General features: G+C 71.3%; 13 protein-coding genes. 4 read left to right on the top strand and 9 right to left on the bottom strand.

All coding sequences use genetic code 11. The annotated features are described in order from the left end of the window. The first annotated feature begins 7 nt into the window (after positions 1-7). Together AB0B64_RS03850 and AB0B64_RS03845 are read left to right on the top strand one after the other, a co-directional pair. The gene (locus AB0B64_RS03850) at positions 8-667 is read left to right on the top strand and encodes a M15 family metallopeptidase (protein ID WP_357946965.1); all 660 of its coding nucleotides are present in this window, start codon (positions 8-10) and stop codon (positions 665-667) included. A gap of 23 nt (positions 668-690) precedes the next feature. Further along, complete coding sequence (locus AB0B64_RS03845) at positions 691-1,776, top strand: glutamate--cysteine ligase (RefSeq protein WP_357946968.1); 1,086 nt, start codon at positions 691-693, stop codon at positions 1,774-1,776. Positions 1,777-1,798: 22 nt separating this feature from the next. Here AB0B64_RS03845 and AB0B64_RS03840 read toward each other — a convergent pair whose 3' ends face one another. The 9 genes from AB0B64_RS03840 to AB0B64_RS03800 all read right to left on the bottom strand — a co-directional run bounded on the left by AB0B64_RS03840 (position 1,799) and on the right by AB0B64_RS03800 (position 15,465). Then, on the bottom strand, positions 1,799-2,548 hold the full coding sequence (locus AB0B64_RS03840) for a sulfite exporter TauE/SafE family protein (protein WP_357946970.1): 750 nt from the start codon (positions 2,546-2,548) through the stop codon (positions 1,799-1,801). Next, positions 2,545-4,341, bottom strand: coding sequence for a gamma-glutamyltransferase family protein (locus AB0B64_RS03835; protein ID WP_358174431.1), 1,797 nt, complete (start codon positions 4,339-4,341; stop codon positions 2,545-2,547). Before AB0B64_RS03835 ends, AB0B64_RS03840 begins: the two co-directional genes overlap by 4 nt. Next, positions 4,338-5,306 carry an oligopeptide/dipeptide ABC transporter ATP-binding protein gene (locus AB0B64_RS03830; protein ID WP_357946975.1) on the bottom strand — a complete coding sequence of 323 codons (969 nt, stop codon included), beginning with the start codon at positions 5,304-5,306 and terminating at the stop codon, positions 4,338-4,340. Before AB0B64_RS03830 ends, AB0B64_RS03835 begins: the two co-directional genes overlap by 4 nt. Next, positions 5,303-6,271, bottom strand: coding sequence for an ABC transporter ATP-binding protein (locus AB0B64_RS03825; RefSeq protein ID WP_358174428.1), 969 nt, complete (start codon positions 6,269-6,271; stop codon positions 5,303-5,305). The genes AB0B64_RS03830 and AB0B64_RS03825 overlap by 4 nt, the downstream gene beginning before the upstream one ends. Next, the gene (locus AB0B64_RS03820; protein WP_358174425.1) at positions 6,268-7,143 is read right to left on the bottom strand and encodes an ABC transporter permease; all 876 of its coding nucleotides are present in this window, start codon (positions 7,141-7,143) and stop codon (positions 6,268-6,270) included. The genes AB0B64_RS03825 and AB0B64_RS03820 overlap by 4 nt, the downstream gene beginning before the upstream one ends. Continuing rightward, on the bottom strand, positions 7,136-8,095 hold the full coding sequence (locus tag AB0B64_RS03815; protein ID WP_357946983.1) for an ABC transporter permease: 960 nt from the start codon (positions 8,093-8,095) through the stop codon (positions 7,136-7,138). The genes AB0B64_RS03820 and AB0B64_RS03815 overlap by 8 nt, the downstream gene beginning before the upstream one ends. After that, positions 8,095-9,702, bottom strand: coding sequence for an ABC transporter substrate-binding protein (locus AB0B64_RS03810; protein WP_358174422.1), 1,608 nt, complete (start codon positions 9,700-9,702; stop codon positions 8,095-8,097). Before AB0B64_RS03810 ends, AB0B64_RS03815 begins: the two co-directional genes overlap by 1 nt. 77 nt (positions 9,703-9,779) lie before the next feature. After that, positions 9,780-10,463: a GntR family transcriptional regulator gene (locus tag AB0B64_RS03805; RefSeq protein ID WP_357946989.1), complete on the bottom strand. Its 684-nt coding sequence runs from the start codon at positions 10,461-10,463 to the stop codon at positions 9,780-9,782. Between the two features lie 217 nt (positions 10,464-10,680). Continuing rightward, positions 10,681-15,465, bottom strand: a complete 4,785-nt coding sequence (locus AB0B64_RS03800; protein ID WP_358174419.1) for an ATP-dependent helicase — start codon at positions 15,463-15,465, stop codon at positions 10,681-10,683. A gap of 89 nt (positions 15,466-15,554) precedes the next feature. Between AB0B64_RS03800 and AB0B64_RS03795 the strand changes: the two genes are divergently transcribed. Then, positions 15,555-16,043 (top strand): VOC family protein, encoded by a 489-nt coding sequence (locus tag AB0B64_RS03795; RefSeq protein ID WP_357946994.1) that lies wholly within the window; start codon positions 15,555-15,557, stop codon positions 16,041-16,043. Positions 16,044-16,282: 239 nt separating this feature from the next. Continuing rightward, positions 16,283-16,477, top strand: coding sequence for a DUF3046 domain-containing protein (locus AB0B64_RS03790; protein WP_225290661.1), 195 nt, complete (start codon positions 16,283-16,285; stop codon positions 16,475-16,477). The last annotated feature ends 82 nt before the right edge of the window (positions 16,478-16,559 follow it).

Raw genomic sequence — 16,559 nt, 5'->3', positions numbered from 1 at the left:
TCTGCCTATGTGGCAGCCCACGAGCGACATCGTGCTGATCTCTGATCCCCGCGTCGCCGCGATCCCGGTGCGCGACAACGGCGAGGAACTGGCGGACGTACGCGGCCGCCTGCGTGTGGACGAGCGGATGGCCGACCGCGCGGGTGCCTACGCGCACCTGCGGTCCGGGCTGCTGGCGCGGCTGGAGCGAGCCGAACGGCGACTGCCCGACGGCTTCCACCTGCTGGTCGTCGAGGGCTACCGGCCGATCGACACGCAGCGCCGGATCTTCGATGAGTACCGCGACGGGCTGCGCGCTGCTTTCCGCGAAATGTCGCCTGACGAGGCATATATCGCGGCGAGTCGGTATGTGTCGCCGGTCGAAGTCGCCCCGCACACCGCCGGAGCCGCCGTCGACCTGACGCTCACCGCGCCCGACGGCACGGAGTACGACATGGGCACCCAGGTCAACGACAACCCGGAGGAGAGCGACGGCGCCTGCTATATGGACGCCACGAACATCTCGGCCGACGCCCGCGCCCATCGCAAGATCCTCGCTGACGCCCTGGAGCCTGTTGGCCTGGTCAACTACCCGACGGAGTGGTGGCACTGGTCCTTCGGCGACCGGTATTGGGCGCTCGCCGAGGGAAGGCCGTACGCACTCTATGGCCCACATCGCTTTGCCTAGCGGAAAAGGGGCATAAAAGGGATGTGACTCCTCTTATCGGGATCGAGGAGGAGTACCTCATCGTCGATCCCTGGTCGCGCCATGTGGCTCCCCGGGCGGCAGAGGTGTTGGCCGCCGCGACGGACGTCCTAGACGTCGTTCACGAGATCACCCGTTTCCAGGTCGAGGCCCGTACCGCCCCTTCGGCCGACCTCGGTGAGTTAGGCACGCGGCTGAGGGCCGCGCGCAAGGAGGTGGCCGCGGCGGCCCGCTCGTGCGGGCTGGCCGTGGTCGCCAGCGGCATTCCCGTCCTCGGTGACGTGGTGCCGATTCCGCTCACCGACGACGTCCGCTACGAGCAGGGCCGGATCCTCTACCGCGCGTTGCAGGACGAGCTCACCATCTGCGCCCTGCACGTGCACGTGGACGTCCCCGACGAGGAACAGGCCGTCTACGTCGGCAATCACCTACGCCCATGGCTGCCCACGCTGATCGCGCTGGCCGCGAACTCGCCCTTCTTCGTGGGGCGCGACACCGGCTACGCGTCCTGGCGGGTGATCAGCTGGGGCCGGTGGCCGGTCTCGGGCGCGCCGCCGTACTTCCCGTCGTACGCCGACTACGAGCTGGCGCTGCGCGCGCTGTCGCAGTCGGGCGCGCTGATGGACCCCAAGACGGTGTACTGGGACGCGCGCCCGTCACCCTCGCTGCCGACCATCGAGGTGCGCGTCGCCGACGTGCCGCTGGATGTCAGCGACAGCCTCACCATCATCGGGCTGATCCGCAGCCTGGTCGTGACCGCGCTGGCCGCCGTGGCGCACGGTGACCGCGGGCCGCCGATCCCGTCGGAGGTCATACGGGCCGCCTACTGGCGCGCCGCCCGTGACGGCCTGGGCGGCGACAGTCTCGACGTGCGTGAGGGTGCGCTGGTGCCGGCGCGGGTGATGGCGGGCCGTCTTCTGGAGCACGTACGGGACGCCGCGGCCGAGGCCGGTGATCTGCCGGTGGTCGAAGAAGGGCTGGACCGGCTGCTCGGCCGGGGTTCCGGAGCGGAGCGGCAGCGCAGGGCGCACGCCCGCACCGGGCACCTGGCGGCGGTCGTGGACGACCTGATCGAGGCCACGGTCGCCTGACCGGTCAGCGCAGGGCGAGTGTTCAGCGAAGGGCGAGTACCGTGGCTACGCCCAGCCCGAAGACGACCACCACGCCGCGCAGCACCGCGGGCGGCATGAGCCGGGCCAGACGGGTGCCGAGGAAGCCACCCGCCAGGCTCGCCGGCGCGACCACCGCCACCGCCTCCCACCGCACGGGCCCGAACAGCGAGAACGCCACCACCGACACCGTGCTGATCACCAGGGACAGAGTGGCCCGCACGGCGTTGACCCGATGCAGGTCGTCATGCAGGAACAGCCCGAGCACCGCCAGCAGCAGCACTCCCATGCCGCCGTTGAAATAGGCGCCGTAGCAGCCGCCGAGGAACACCCCGACGTGGACCAGCCCGCTGGTGCCCTGCCGCCCGTCACCCTCGAAGCGCTTGCGCAGCCAGGGCTGGGCCAGCAGCGCCAGACTGGCGAAGGCCACCAGCCACGGCACCAGCGAGTCGAACAGCCGCCCCGGTGTGAGCAGCAGCAGCGAGCTGCCCGCGATCGCGCCGAGCACGGTGGTGGCCGCGAGCACCGTGGCCCGGCGCCGCTGCCCGCGCAGCTCGGCCCGGTAGCCCAGGACGCCGCCCAGGTAGCCGGGCCACAGCGCCACCGCGTTCGTCACCGAGGCGGTGATGCTCGGATAGCCGAGCGCCAGCAGCGCCGGAAAGGAGATCAGGGTGCCCCCGCCGGCCAGGGCGTTGACCGCCCCGGCCAGCAGGCCCGCCCCGGCCAGGAAGGCCAGCTCGGACAGCTCGATCATCGGCCGGCCGCGTAGCCCTGGGCGCCGCGCGGGTTGGCGGCGGCCTTCAGGAAGCCGCCGTCACGGGCGACCGCGCTGAGCCGGCCGAGCGACCACGGACCCTGCACCTCCACCTGGTGGCCACGCCGCCGGAGCTCGGCGACCACCGCCGGGTCCAGCCGGTTCTCCACGTGCATGACGCCCGGCCGGGAGCCGCGCGGGAAGAACGAGCTGGGGAAGTGCTCGGAGTGGAACATGGGGGCGTCGACGGCCTGCTGCAGGTTGAGCCCGCCGTGGACGAGGGAGAGGAAGAAGTTCAGGCTCCACTGGTCCTGCTGGTCGCCGCCGGGCGTACCGAAGGCCAGCCACGGCTTGCCCTCGCGCAGCGCGAACGACGGTGACAGCGTGGTGCGCGGGCGCGTGCCCGGTCGCAGCGAGGCGGGCAGTCCTTCCTGCAGCCAGAACATCTGCGCCCGCGTGCCGAGGCAGAAGCCCAGCTCGGGGATCGTGGGCGAGCTCTGCAGCCAGCCGCCGCTCGGCGTGGCGGAGACCATGTTGCCGTGCCGGTCCACGACGTCCACGTGACAGGTGTCGCCACGGGTGGAGCCGTCGGAACCGACCGTGGGCTCGCCCACACCGGACCGTACGCCCGAGATGCCCGGCGCGGTGCTGACCGTGCCGGCACCGGGGAACACCGGCAGCCGAGGCGGGCGCCCGCCCGGTGCGCCCGGCCGCAGCTCCATGCTGGCCTCGACGCCGATGATCGCGCGCCGCTTCGCGCTGTACTCGTCGTCGAGCAGGTCGGCCATCGGCACCTCGGCGTCGCCGTACCAGGCTTCGCGATCGGCGAAGGCGAGCTTGGCGCTCTCGATCACCGTGTGCACGTAGTCGGCGCTGAGCTGCCCCATCGCGTCCAGGTCGAACCCCGACAGCAGGGCGAGCTGCTGAAGGAAGACCGGTCCCTGCCCCCACGGGCCCGTCTTGCAGACCGTGTGCCCGTGGTAGTCGAAGGTGACCGGCTCCTCGACCGACGCCGACCAGCCCGCCAGGTCGTCGCCGGTGAGCAGACCGCCGTGGACCTCGCCCGAGCTGTCGCGCCAAGCGGTCTCGGTGCTGAACCGGGCGATGGTCTCGGCGACGAACCCCTGGTACCAGGCGTCGCGGGCGGCCGCGATCTGCCCCTCACGGCTGGGCGACGCGGCCCGCGCCTCGGAGACGAGCCTGCGGTAGGTGGCGGCCAGCACGGGATTGGTCAGCTTGGCTCCCGGCACCTTCCCCTGCGGCAGCCAGGTCGCGGCCGACGTCGGCCAGTCCTCGAGGAAGAGCCGCTCGACCGACGTGACCGTGGCGGCGATCCGGTCGAGCACCGGGACGCCGTGGGTGGCGTAGTGGATGGCGGGTTCGAGCACGTCGGCCAGCGTCCAGGTGCCCCAGCGCTCCAGCATGAGCATCCAGCCGCCGAACGCCCCGGGTACGGTGGCCGCCAGCAGCCCGGTGCCGGGCACCACGTCGAGCCCCAGGCCGGTGAACCGGTCGATCGTGGCGGCGGCGGGGGCGACGCCCTGCCCGCACACGACCGACACCCGCTCCTCGTCCTGGCTCCACAGCAGGATGGGCACCTCGCCGGCGGGCCCGTTCAGGTGCGGCTCCGCCACCTGAAGGACGAATCCGGCGGCGACGGCCGCGTCGAAGGCGTTGCCGCCGCGTTCGAGCACGCTCATGCCGGTAGCGGAGGCCAGCCAGTGCGTGCTGGCCACCATGCCGAAGTCTCCGGTCAGCTCGGGCCTGGTGGTGAACAAAGCGCGTCCCTTCATCGGGTGGCGGCCGCGTCGGGCACGTGGTCCGCCGTGACCAGGTGACAGGCGACCGGGTGGCCGCTCGTACGGGGGTCCGTCAGTGCCGGCTCGCTCGTCCGGCAGGCGTCGTACGCCAGCGGGCACCGGGTGTGGAAGCGGCAGCCGGCGGGCGGATCGACCGGGCTCGGCACGTCGCCGCCCAGCACGATCCGGCGCCGTTCGCGCTGCCTGACCGGATCGGCCACCGGCGCCGCCGACAGCAGCGCCTGCGTGTAGGGGTGGCGGGGTTCGGCGAAGATCTGCGCCGTCGGCCCCGACTCCACGATCTTGCCCAGGTACATGACCGCGATCCGGTCGGCCAGGAACTCCACCACCGACAGGTCATGGGTGATGAACAGGCAGGAGAAGCCCATCTCCCGCTGCAGGTCGGTGATCAGGTTGAGCACCGACGCCTGCACCGACACGTCCAGCGCGGACACCGGCTCGTCTGCCACCACCAGCTTGGGCTCCAGGATCAGCGCGCGGGCCAGCCCCACCCGCTGCCGCTGCCCGCCGGACAGCTCGTGCGGGAAGCGCGTCCTCATCTCCGGCCGCAGCCCGACCTGCTCCAGCATGGCGGCGACCCGCCCGCCGGCCTCGCGTCGGCTCGCGATCCCGTGGTGCAGCAGCGGCTCGCCGACGATCTGCTCGATCGTGAAGCGCGGGTTGAGCGAGGAGTAGGGGTCCTGGAAGACCATGTGGACGTCCCTGCGCAGCGGGCGCATGGCCCGGCGCGACAGGTGGGTGATGTCGCGGCCGTCGAGCCGGATGCCGCCCGAGGTGGGCTCGGTGAGCCGCAGTACGCACTTGCCGACGGTCGACTTGCCGCTGCCCGACTCGCCGACGAGGCCGAGCACCTCGCCCTGGCCGATGCTCAGCGACAGGCCGTCCACGGCGCGTACCTGGCCGTAGTGCTTGACCAGGTTGTCGATCTCCAGGATCACGACCGCCCTCCCGGGTGGAAGCAGGCCGCCAGATGATCGTCCGGCAGTTGGGGTTCTAGCTGGGGTCTTTTGCTTCGGCAGTCGTCCTGCGCGCGGGTGCAGCGCGCCTGGAAGGCGCACTCGTCCGGGTCCGTCAGCGGCGAGGGCACCATGCCGGGGATCTCGGCGAGCCGGCCGTTCACGGCGGCCGACGGCAGGGCGTTCATCAGGCCGAGCGTGTACGGATGGCGCGGTCGCGCGAACAGCTCGGTGACGGGCGCCTGCTCCACGGCCCGGCCCGCGTACATGACCACGGCCCGGTCGGCGATGTCGGCGACCACGCCCAGGTCATGGGTGATCAGGATGACCGCGGTGCCGAGCCGGTCGCGCAGGTCGCGGAACACGTCGAGCACGCCCGCCTGGATCGTCACGTCCAGCGCGGTCGTGGGCTCGTCGGCGATCAGCACGCGCGGCGAGCAGGCCACCGCGATCGCGATCATCACCCGCTGGCGCATGCCGCCCGAGAGCTGGTGCGGGTACTCCTTGATCCGGCGGGCGGGCAGCGGGATGCCGACCAGTTCGAGCAGCTCCACCGCGCGGTCCCGCGCGGCCCTGCGGGAGAGCCCTTCGTGCCTGCGCAGCACCTCGGTGATCTGGTAGCCGACCGTGAACGACGGGTTGAGCGAGGTCATCGGCTCCTGGAAGACGACCGACACGTCCTTGCCCCTGATCTGCCGCATCCGCGACTCGGGCAGCGTGGTCAGCTCGCGGCCGTCGAGCTTGACCGAGCCCGACAGCCTGGTCGTGTCCGGCGGCAGCAGCCTCGGCACGGACATCGCGGTGACCGACTTGCCGCAGCCCGACTCGCCGCAGAGCGCCAGGATCTCGCCCTCGCCCAGTTCGAGCGAGATGCCCCTGACCGCCTGTACCAGGCCGTCCTCGGTGTCGAAGTCGACGGTCAGATCGGTGATCTCGAGTAGGCTCATCGGCCGCTCCTCGGGTCGAGAACGTCACGCAGCCCGTCGCCCAGCAGGTTGAAGCCGAGCGTGGCCAGCGCGATCATCAGTCCCGGCCAGATCGCCAGCCACGGCGCGACGTCCAGGTACTGCTGGGCGGTGGTGAGCATCACGCCCCACGACGGCGTCGGCGGCTGGACCCCCAGGCCCAGGAACGACAGGGTCGACTCACCGATGATCGCCGCCGGGATCGCCACCGTGGCCTGCACGATGAGCGGGCTGGAGCAGTTCGGCAGCACGTAGCGGAGCAGGATGTGGCGGTCGGTCGCGCCGTCGGCGATGGCCGCGGCCACGTAGTCCATCTCCTTGATCGCCAGCACCTCGCCACGGGTGATCCGGATGACCGCCGGCAACTGGGAGAAGCCGAGCGCCAGCACCACACCCTTCAGCGAGGGGCCGATGATCGCCGCCAGCCCCACCGCGAACACCAGGAACGGGAAGGCCAGCGTCACGTCGACCAGCCGCATCACGACCGGGTCCAGCCAGCGCCGGTAGAACCCGGCCACCAGCCCGATCGGGATGCCGATCGCCATGGCCAGAAGTGTGGACAGCACGCCGGCCTGCAGCGATACCTGCGCACCGTGCGCGATCCTGGCCAGGGCGTCCCGGCCCAGGTCGTCGGTGCCGAGCGGGTGCGCGCCCGACGGCGGGGCGAGCGTGGCGGTGTAGTCCTGCGCCGACGGATCGCCGGTGAGCAGGGGTCCGAGCAGCGCCAGCAGCAGGAACCCGGCAACGAGCACCAGCCCCGCCATCGGCATCGGACGCCGCCTGAAGCGCCGCCACAGCCTGCGGCGGCGATCGGCGCGGCCCGTCGTCGCCGGTACGGTCAGCGCGTCAGCCATGCCCGCCTCCCGACAGCCGGATGCGGGGGTTGAGGAAGGCGTACGCGATGTCGACCAGGAGGTTGACCAGCACATATCCGATGACCGTGATCAGCACCACGGCCTGGATGACCGGATAGTTGCGGGTGAGCACGGCGTCTACGGTCAGCTTGCCGAAACCGGGGATGACGAAGATCTGCTCCGTCACCACCGCGCCGCTGATCAGTGCGCCCAGTTGCAGGCCCAGGACGGTCACCACGGTCGTGAGGCTGTTGCGCAGCGCGTGCGCGCCCACCACCTTGGCCTCCGACAGGCCCTTGGACCGGGCGGTCCGCACATAGTCGGCCGACAGCGCGCCCAGCATGGCCGAGCGCGTCTGCCGCATCAAGATCGCCGCGAACCCGGTGCCGAGCACCAGGGCGGGCAGGATCATGCGCTGCAGGTTCTGGCCGGCGTCCTGGGTGAACGGGACGTACCCGGAGGCGGGCAGCCAGCGCAGCGTCACCGCGAACAGCAGGATGCCGAGCAGGCCCAGCCAGAAGTGCGGCACGGACAGCCCCGCCAGGCCGAAGCCGGTGGCCACGTAGTCGGGCAGCCGGCCCCGCTTGATCGCGGCCACGATGCCCGCGCCCAGGCCCACGACGATCGCCACCAGCAGGGCCAGCGCCGACAGCTCCAGCGTGACCGGCAGCCGCTCGGCCAGAATGTCGGCCACCGGCAGCTGATCCTGGGTGGAGCGGCCGAGATTGCCGGACAGGGTCTGGCCCACGTAGTCGAGGTATTGGGCGGGCAGGGGCTTGTCCAGGCCGAACTCGTGGCGGATCGCCTCGACCATCGCGGGCGAGGCCTCCTCACCGGCCATCACCACGGCCGGGTCCCCGGGCAGCGCCCTGATCCCGAGGAAGATCAGGATGCTGGCCAGGAACAGCACGATCACCGCCGAGCCTGCTCTGCGGAGGATGAACCAGACCATCAGGCGGCGAACCCAGCGGTGACGAAGCGCGGCAGGCCATCCTTGAAGTACTGGACACCGGCGACGGTCTTGTTCATGCCCAGGTAGTACTTGTTGTGATACAGGTACACGACGCCGCGCACCTCGGCCGCCCGCTGCAACGCCTTGGCGTACAGCTCGGCGCGCTGGGCCGGCTCCGTGACCGCCGCGGCCTCCTTGATCGGGTCGTCGATGCCGGGGTCGGACATGCCGCTGTAGTTGTTGCTGCCGCGGCTGGTGATCAGGTTCGACAGGTTGCCGTCCGGGTCCACCCGGCCCGACCAGCCGTTGAGCACGGTGTCGAACTTGCCGGCCTTGCCCTGCTCCAGTGTGCTGACGAACTCGGCCGTCTGCACCGTGACGTTGAAGCCCGCCTCCTTGGTCATCTGCTGGATGACCTGGGCCAGACGCTGGTTGGTGGCGTCGTTGGGCGTGGTCAGCGTGACCGGGATGGGCGTCGGCACGCCGGAGGCCTGCACCAGCTGCTTGGCCTTGGCCAGGTCGCGCTTGGCGCACTGGAGCGAGGGCGAGCGGTAAGGGCTGTCGGCGGGCAGCGGGAAGCAGTCGGCCTCGTACAGGCCGTTGTAGACGGTCTTGTTGATCTGGTCGCGGTCCAGCGCCAGCTCGAACGCCTCCCGCAGCTGCGGGCTCTTGGCCAGCGGGGTGCTGACCGTGCCCGGCTTCTCGGTGGAGCCGTTGGCGTTGCCGGTGTTGATCGTCAGGCCGTAGTAGCCGAGCCCGCCGCCGGACACGACGGTGAGGTTCGGGTCGGCCTGCACGCCCTTGACCGTGGTCGTGGCCAGCTGGTCGGCCACCTGGACGTCGCCGGACTTCAGGTTCGCGGCCCGTACGTTCGGGTCGACGATGATTTTGTATACGAGCTTGTCGAGCTTCACCTTGGCGGCGTCGTAGTAGTCGGGCGCCTTGTCCAGCACGATCTGGCTGCCGGAGGTGCGCGCGGCGAACTTGAACGGCCCGACGCACACCGGGCTAGCGCCGAAGTTGTCGCCCGCCGCCTCCAGCGCCTTGGGCGACATGATCATCCCGGCGCGGTCGGCGAGCTGCGCCGTCAGCGGCGTGAACGCGCGCGCCAGCGTGAGCTTGATGGTGGCCGGATCGACCACGCTCACCTTCGACACGGCGGCCAGGTCGGCCTGGCGGGCCGACTTCTCCCACGTACGGTGGCGATCGAGCGACTTCTTGACCGCCTCCGCGTCGAAGGCGGTGCCGTCGTTGAACTTCACGCCCTCGCGCAGCTTGATCGTCACTTCCTTGCCGTCGCCCGAGACCTCGGGCAGGGCGGTGGCGAGCTGCGGGACCAGCGTGGCCTTCGCGTCGATGTCGAAGAGCTTCTCGCACATGCTCGCGAACACCTCGCGGCCCACCAGCGTGGTGGACACGCTCGGGTCGAGCGCGTCGGGGTCGGCGTTGAGCGCGATGTTCAGGGTGCCGCCGCTCTTGACGGCGCGGCTGTCGGACGTGGCGTCGGCCACTGACGGGGCGACGGGGGTGCCGCTCGAACCGCCTCCACCGCAAGCCGTCAGGGCTATGGGAAGTACGGCGAGCGTCAAGACCAGCCTGGGTCTCATGATGCCTCCGGGGGACGAGCTTTAGGAGACTGTATACAAGAACCTGGATTTCAACGGTGTTTCGTCACCACATGTTGTTATCCGACCGTTTTCTCATCTTGCTGGGGCTTCGCCACGGCAGCCAGGAACGACCGCCTGGCCGCGGCGACGTGCGCGACCGCCCTGGCCTGGGCCTCGTCCTCGTCGCCCGCCGCGATGGCCTCGCACAGGCTCAGGTGCTCCGACCAGGAGTGTGGTCCGCGCGCGGCCGCGGTCTGCCGGAACACCCACTGAGCCCGCAGCAGCATCGGCGCCATCATCAGATTGAGGTACGAGTTGCCCGCCACCTCACCCACGGCCAGGTGGAAGGCGGTGTTGAGGTCGGCCACCCGTTCGAGCCGACCCTCCTCGACCGCCTCCTTGGCCGAGTCGAGCACCAGCCGCAACCGCGCGGCCGTCTCCGGGGTCCGCTTGCGCGCCGCCAGCCGGGCCGCCAGCCCCTCGATCGCCATCCGCACGTCGAAGAGCTCCTCGGCCTCGGCCGGCGACAGCCGCGCCACGGTGGCGCCGATCCTGGGGATGACCTGCACGAACCCCTCGGCGGCGAGCACCCGGATCGACTCGCGCACCGGGTTGCGCGACACGCCCAGCCTTGCGGCCAGCCGGTCCTCGACCAGGCGCTCACCTTGGGGGAGCTCGCCGGAGATGATGAGTCGGCGGATCTCCGCGGTCACTTGGTCGCGAAGGGGGAGATGGGCGCCGCCCAGTGTCAGCTCAGTCATTTGAGGGAATCGTATACAAAGTTACGGCCGTTTCCGGTGTTGTCGGGGAATCCGGAGGGTGAGGCCGTACACGTCGTCAGGCCGGGCAGCCCTATCGGTCGGTCAGGCGCGCGGTCTTTGGGTCGGTCAGGGGTGCGGGCCTTTCAGTTGGGCGGGCGCGTGGGCCTTTGGGTCGGTCAGGGGTGCGGCCTTTCGGTCGGAGGGGTCTTTCGGTTGGTCAGGCGCGCAGGCGCAGACCTCGCGGTGTCGGGTGGAAGCCGGCCTCCTCCAGGGCCGCCGCCAGCGGTGACTCGCCGATCGAGGCGCCGTCGGCCCGCTCGACGGTCAGCTTCCCGAGCGCCCCATCCCGTACGGCCAGCGCCAGCGCGTCCACGGCCGGCCGCAGACGCTCGTCGTCGGCGAACGACAGCAGCGTCTTGCCGCCCCGCTCCACGTACAGCACGAGGAACCCGTCCACCAGCACCACCAGCGCGCCCGCCTTCCTGCCGGGCTTGTGCCCCACCTCGCCGGGATGCGCCGGCCACGACAGCGCCGCCCCGTAGGGGTTGGCCGGATCAGCCGCGGCCAGGACGACCGCCCTCCGATCGGTGGCCCGCCCGGATGGGCCCAAGTCGTGGGCGCCGGATGCCGGGGCAACGCTCGGAGCCATGGCGCGCATCCGGTCCACCGCCCCCGGCAGCGCGAACTGCGCGCCCCCGAGCCCTTCGACGAAGTAGCCCCGGCGGCACCGCCCGCTCTCCTCGTAGGCCCGTAGCACCTGGTAGACCGGTGTGAACCCGCCCGGCAGCCGCTCCGACGTCACCGCCCCGCGCGTCACCACCCCATGCCGTTCGAGCAGCACCTCGGCCTGGGCCTGCGCCCGCTGGGTGGCGTCCTCGGCGGGCGAGGGAAGCAGCCACCAGCGCCCGCCCACCGTGGGCGGCCCGCTCCTGCTCGGCAGCACGGCCCGCCGCCGGCGCGTGGTGGCCGGCCGGTGTGCGGGCCGGCCCGACCCGAGTGTGGCCCGCAGCGGCGCCAGCGTGTCACCGGACACGCGTCCCGACCACACCAGATCCCACAGCGCCGACACCAGCGCCGCGTCGTCGAGCGAGCCGAGCTGGTCGGAGATCCCCCGGAAGAACAGTGCCCCGCCGCCGCCCAGCACGTCGAGCACCTGCTCGTGCACCGGGGTCATGGTGATCTGGCCGGGTTCGGGCAGCAGCAGGGGAGCGGTGTCGGCGAAGTAGAGCGACACCCAGCCGTCGCCGCCGGGCAGCGATCCCTGGCCCACCCACATCACCTCGCCCGACGAGGTCAGCTCGTCGAGCAGCGCCGGGTGGTAGCCGGGCACGCGCGACGGCAGGACCAGCGTCTCCAGCGCCGATGCGGGCACGGCGGCTCCCTGGAGCTGCTCGACGCTGTGGATCAGCGCGTCCATCGCCCGCGCCGCACCGGCCGCGACGCTGCCGCGTGGCGCCGCTCCGCTCCCGTCGGTGCCGCGTGGCGCCGAGCCGGTGATGCCGTGCCAGGCGGGCATGAACAGCGCGAGCGTCTCGGGCGGGACCGGTTCGACCTCTTTGCGCAGCCGCGCCAAGGACCTGCGCCGCAGCATCCGCAGCACACCGGCGTCGCACCACTCCTCGCCCCGGCCGCCCGGCCGGAACTCGCCGTTGACCACCCGCCCGGCCGCCGCCAGCCGGCGCAGGGCGTCGGTCACCACGGCCACGCCCAGGCCGAACCGGGCGGCGGGTGTGCCGGCATGGAAGGGCCCGCGCGTACGGGCATGGCGGGCCACGAGGTCGGCCAGCGGGTCGGCGACCGGCTCCAGGAACGCGTGCGGGATCCCGACCGGCAGCGGCGCGCCCAGCGCGTCACGCAGCCGGGCCGCGTCCTCGATCGCCGCCCACTGCTCCTCGCCCGCGATCCGCACCTTGATCGCCCGGCGGGCTCGTTCGAGCTCCGCCAGCCAGGCCGGATCGCCGCCGCGCAGGCTCACGTCAGGCACGAGCAGCGGCCCGTGCGAGCGCAGCAGGTCGGCCAGGTCCTCGGCGTCGCGCAACGGCCGGTCGAGCCTGGCCAGCTCGCGTTCGGTGTCGGAGATGACGTCGGGGTCGAGCAACTCCCGCAGGTCGGCCTCGCCGAGCAGCTCCGCCAGCAGGGTCATGTCCAGCGCCAGCGCCTGGGCCCGGCGCTCGGCCAGCGGCGCGTCTCCCTCGTACATGAAGGCGCCTATGTAGTGGAACAGCAGCGACGTGGCGAACGGCGACGCCTGTGACGTCTCCACCTCCACCACCCGCACCCGGCGCGCGGCGATGTCGCGCATCAGCGTCACCAGGCCGGGCACGTCGAACACGTCCTGGAGGCACTCGCGCATCGTCTCCAGCACGATCGGGAACGACGCGTATTGAGAGGCCACCCCCAGCAGGTGGGCGGCCCGCTGCCGCTGCTGCCAGAGCGGGCTGCGCCGGCCGGGCGTGCGGCGCGGCAGCAGCAGGGCCCGGCCCGCGCACTCTCTGAACCGGGAGGCGAACATCGCCGAGCCGCCCAGCTCTTCGGTGACGATCCGCTCGATCTCCTCGGCGTCGAACGCCGCCACGTCGGTGGGCGGCTCGACCAGCGTGTCGGGGATCCGCAGCACGATGCCGTCGTCGGAGTGCACGGCCTGTACGTCGAGGCCGTAGCGCTCGCGCAGCCGCCGGTTGATCGCCAGGGCCCACGGAGCGTGGATCCGCGCGCCATAGGGGGAGTGGATGACGACGCGCCAGTCGCCGAGTTCGTCGTGGAAGCGTTCGACCAGGAGGGTGCGGTCGTCGGGGACGTAACCGGTGGCGTCACGCTGCTCGTCGAGGTAGGCGCGCAGGTTGCCGGCGGCGTATTCGTCGAGGCCGGCCGCTCGCATGCGGTCGTTGGAGGTGTTCGCCGCGTGTTCGCGGAGGAAGGCGCCGATCGCCTTGCCCAGCTCGGCCGGCCTGCCCGGCGCGTCGCCGTGCCAGAACGGCAACTTGCCCGGCTGGCCGGGCGCGGGGGAGACGAGCACCCGGTCGGCCGTGATGTCCTCGATCCGCCACGAGGTCGCACCCAGGACGAACACATCGCCCACCCGCGACTCGTAGACCATCTCCTCGTCGAGCTCGCCCACCCGGGACGCCTTCTCGCCCACCAGGAAGACGCCGAACAGCCCGCGATCGGGGATCGTGCCACCGTTGGTCACCGCCAGCCGTTGCGCGCCCGGACGGCCCTGCAACGTGCCCGTCACCCGGTCCCAGACGACCCGCGGCCGCAGCTCGGCGAACTCCTCGCTCGGGTAGCGTCCGGCCAGCATGTCGAGCGTGGCCTCCAGCGCGGTGCGCGGCAGCGTCGCGTAGGGAGCGGCCCGCTTGACCACGGCCTCCAGCTCGTCGACCGTCCACTCCTCCAGCGCGGTCATCGCCACGATCTGCTGGGCCAGCACGTCGAGTGGATTGCGCGGGTAGCGCAGTTCCTCGATCTGGCCGCTCATCATGCGTTCGGCCACTACGGCGGTCTGGATCAGGTCGCCGCGGTATTTCGGGAAGATCACTCCCTTGGACACCGCGCCCACCTGGTGACCCGCCCGGCCGATGCGCTGGAGCCCGCTCGCCACGCTCGGCGGCGCCTCCACGCACGCGACCAGGTCGACGGCGCCCATGTCGATGCCCAGCTCCAGGCTGGACGTCGCGACGACGGCGGGCAACCGGCCCGACTTGAGCGCCTCCTCGATCTGCGCCCGCTCCTCCTTCGACACGGAGCCGTGGTGCGCGCGGACGATCTCGGTGACCACGCCCTTGCTCGCCCCGGCCTGCGCCATCATCTCGGCGGGCGCCCGCCGAGGCGGATCTTCCGGCGGCGGCGGCGTGCGCCTGGGCGGATCTCCCGGCAACGGCGTTTCCCAGATCGACATATCGACGGCCTCGGGCCCTTGCACGCGCTCGTAGGCGAGCTCGTTGAGCCTGGTGCAGAGGCGTTCGGCCAGCCGCCTGGAATTGGCGAACACGATCGTCGACGAATGCGCCTCGATCAGCTCGAACAGGTGGTTTTCGACATGCGGCCAGATCGACCGGCTGGACGGCTCGGGCTCCTCGCCGTCGGCGAACCCTGCCCCGCTGTCGGCGGACCCCGGCCCGCCGTTCGTGGATCCCGGCCGGCCCTCCATCTCCGTCATGTCCTCGACCGGGACGACCACCTCGACCTCGATGACCTTGTCGGAGGGCGGCTGCACGACCGTCGCGGGGCGAGACCCACCGAGGAACGCCGCGACCTCGCTCACCGGTCGTACGGTCGCCGACAGCCCGATCCGCTGCGCGGGCCGTTGGAGCAGGGCGTCGAGCCGCTCGAGGCTGAGCGCCAGGTGGGCACCGCGCTTGGTGGCGGCCACCGCGTGCACCTCGTCGACGATCACCGTCTCGACGCCCCGCAACGCCTCGCGCGCCTGGCTGGTGAGCAGCAGGAACAGCGACTCCGGCGTGGTGATGAGGATGTCGGACGGGTGGGCGGCGAACCGCCTGCGGTCCTCGGCCGGGGTGTCACCGGAGCGGATGGCCACCGAGATCTCCGGCACCGGCAGGCCGAGCCGGCGCGCGGTCTGCTTGAGCCCGGCCAACGGGGCACGCAGGTTGCGCTCCACGTCGACGGCCAGTGCCTTGAGCGGCGACACGTACAGGACCTTGGTCTGCTTCTTGACCTGCTTGGAACTGGCGTCGCCCTGCTTCGGCCCCGGCTTCGGACCCGCTTCGCCTTGCTTCGGACCCGCGTTGACCTGCTTGGAACCCGCGTCGACCTGCGTCGGATCCGCCGGAGTGGTGGTGGGGTGGTCGGCGGCGGCCAGGCGGTCGAGGGACCAAAGGAACGCCGCCAGCGTCTTGCCCGACCCGGTAGGCGCCACCACGAGCGTGTTGTCGCCGCGCGCGATGGACTCCCATGCGCCTTCCTGCGCACTCGTGGGCGCCTCGAACGCTCCGGCGAACCACTGCCTGGTCGTGTGGGAGAAATGTTCTAGCGAGCTCACCAGCACATACTGCCTCGTCGCACCGACAGAAAACTCATTGTGGCGGCGGTGCGAGATTGAGGCGGGGGCGCTGCGGACATAGAGCGAGCGTGGGCATCGACTACGCAGCCATTGAGACCCGCCGCGAGGACATCAGGGAGCGCTACCTCTTAGCGCACCGGCCGTCCAGCAGCGCGCGCGGCCTGCACCATTTCGCCCTGCTGTCGTCGGACGTGGAGCGGACGGTCAAGTTCTACCAGGAGCTTCTTGAGTTCCCCTTGACGGAGATTTTCGAGAACCGTGACTTCAAGGGCTCCAACCACTTCTTCTTCGACATCGGCAACGGCAACCTCCTCGCCTTCTTCGACTTCCCGGGGCTCGACCTCGGCCCCTACCAGGAGGTGCTCGGCGGGCTGCACCACATCGCGATCTCCGTCGACCCCGCCACCTGGGAGCGGCTGCGCGGCAAGCTCGAGGTGGCCGGCGTGCCGCACCAGATCGAGAGCGGCGCCTCCATCTACTTCAAGGACCCCGACGGCGCCCGGCTGGAGCTGCTCGCCGACCAACTGGGTGAGATGTACGGCTCGCGCGTGATGTGATCTACCGTCGCGACGCTCTACGCGTACGCGGTGTGCCCGCCCGAGGTTCCTGCCTGATGCCTGCGTGCCTTTCGGCTCTTTCCGATTTCTCCTGTTGTACGGCTAAGCGCTGGGCTAACCGGAGCTGGCGGCGCTTCTTTCGGTTGGCTTTGCACTCGGCGGACTTGGGCGGGGAGGACTTGGGGGTCTTTGCCATGGGGGTGTCCTACCCACCCTTCCGGCGGTTCCATACTTGTGTGATGCGGCTGACCGAGTTCTGGAGACGGATGCGCGCCCACTTCGGGGAGTCGTACGCCGACTCGTGGGCCCGCGACTACGTGCTCGCCCCACTCGAAGGGCGGACGGTCGACCAGGCGCTGGCGGACGGCGAGAGCGCCAAGACCGTCTGGCGCGCGGTCTGCCAGGTCGAGAACGTCTCCTCCCGCCTCCGCTGACCTCCCGCCTCCGCTGACCTCCCGCCTCCGCTGACCTCCCGCCTCCGCTGACCTCCCGCCTCCGCTGACCTCCCGCCTCCGC

The organism is Nonomuraea sp. NPDC049129 (assembly GCF_040648495.1).
Taxonomy (GTDB): domain Bacteria; phylum Actinomycetota; class Actinomycetes; order Streptosporangiales; family Streptosporangiaceae; genus Nonomuraea.
This window is presented reverse-complemented; position numbering and strand designations above follow the sequence as displayed.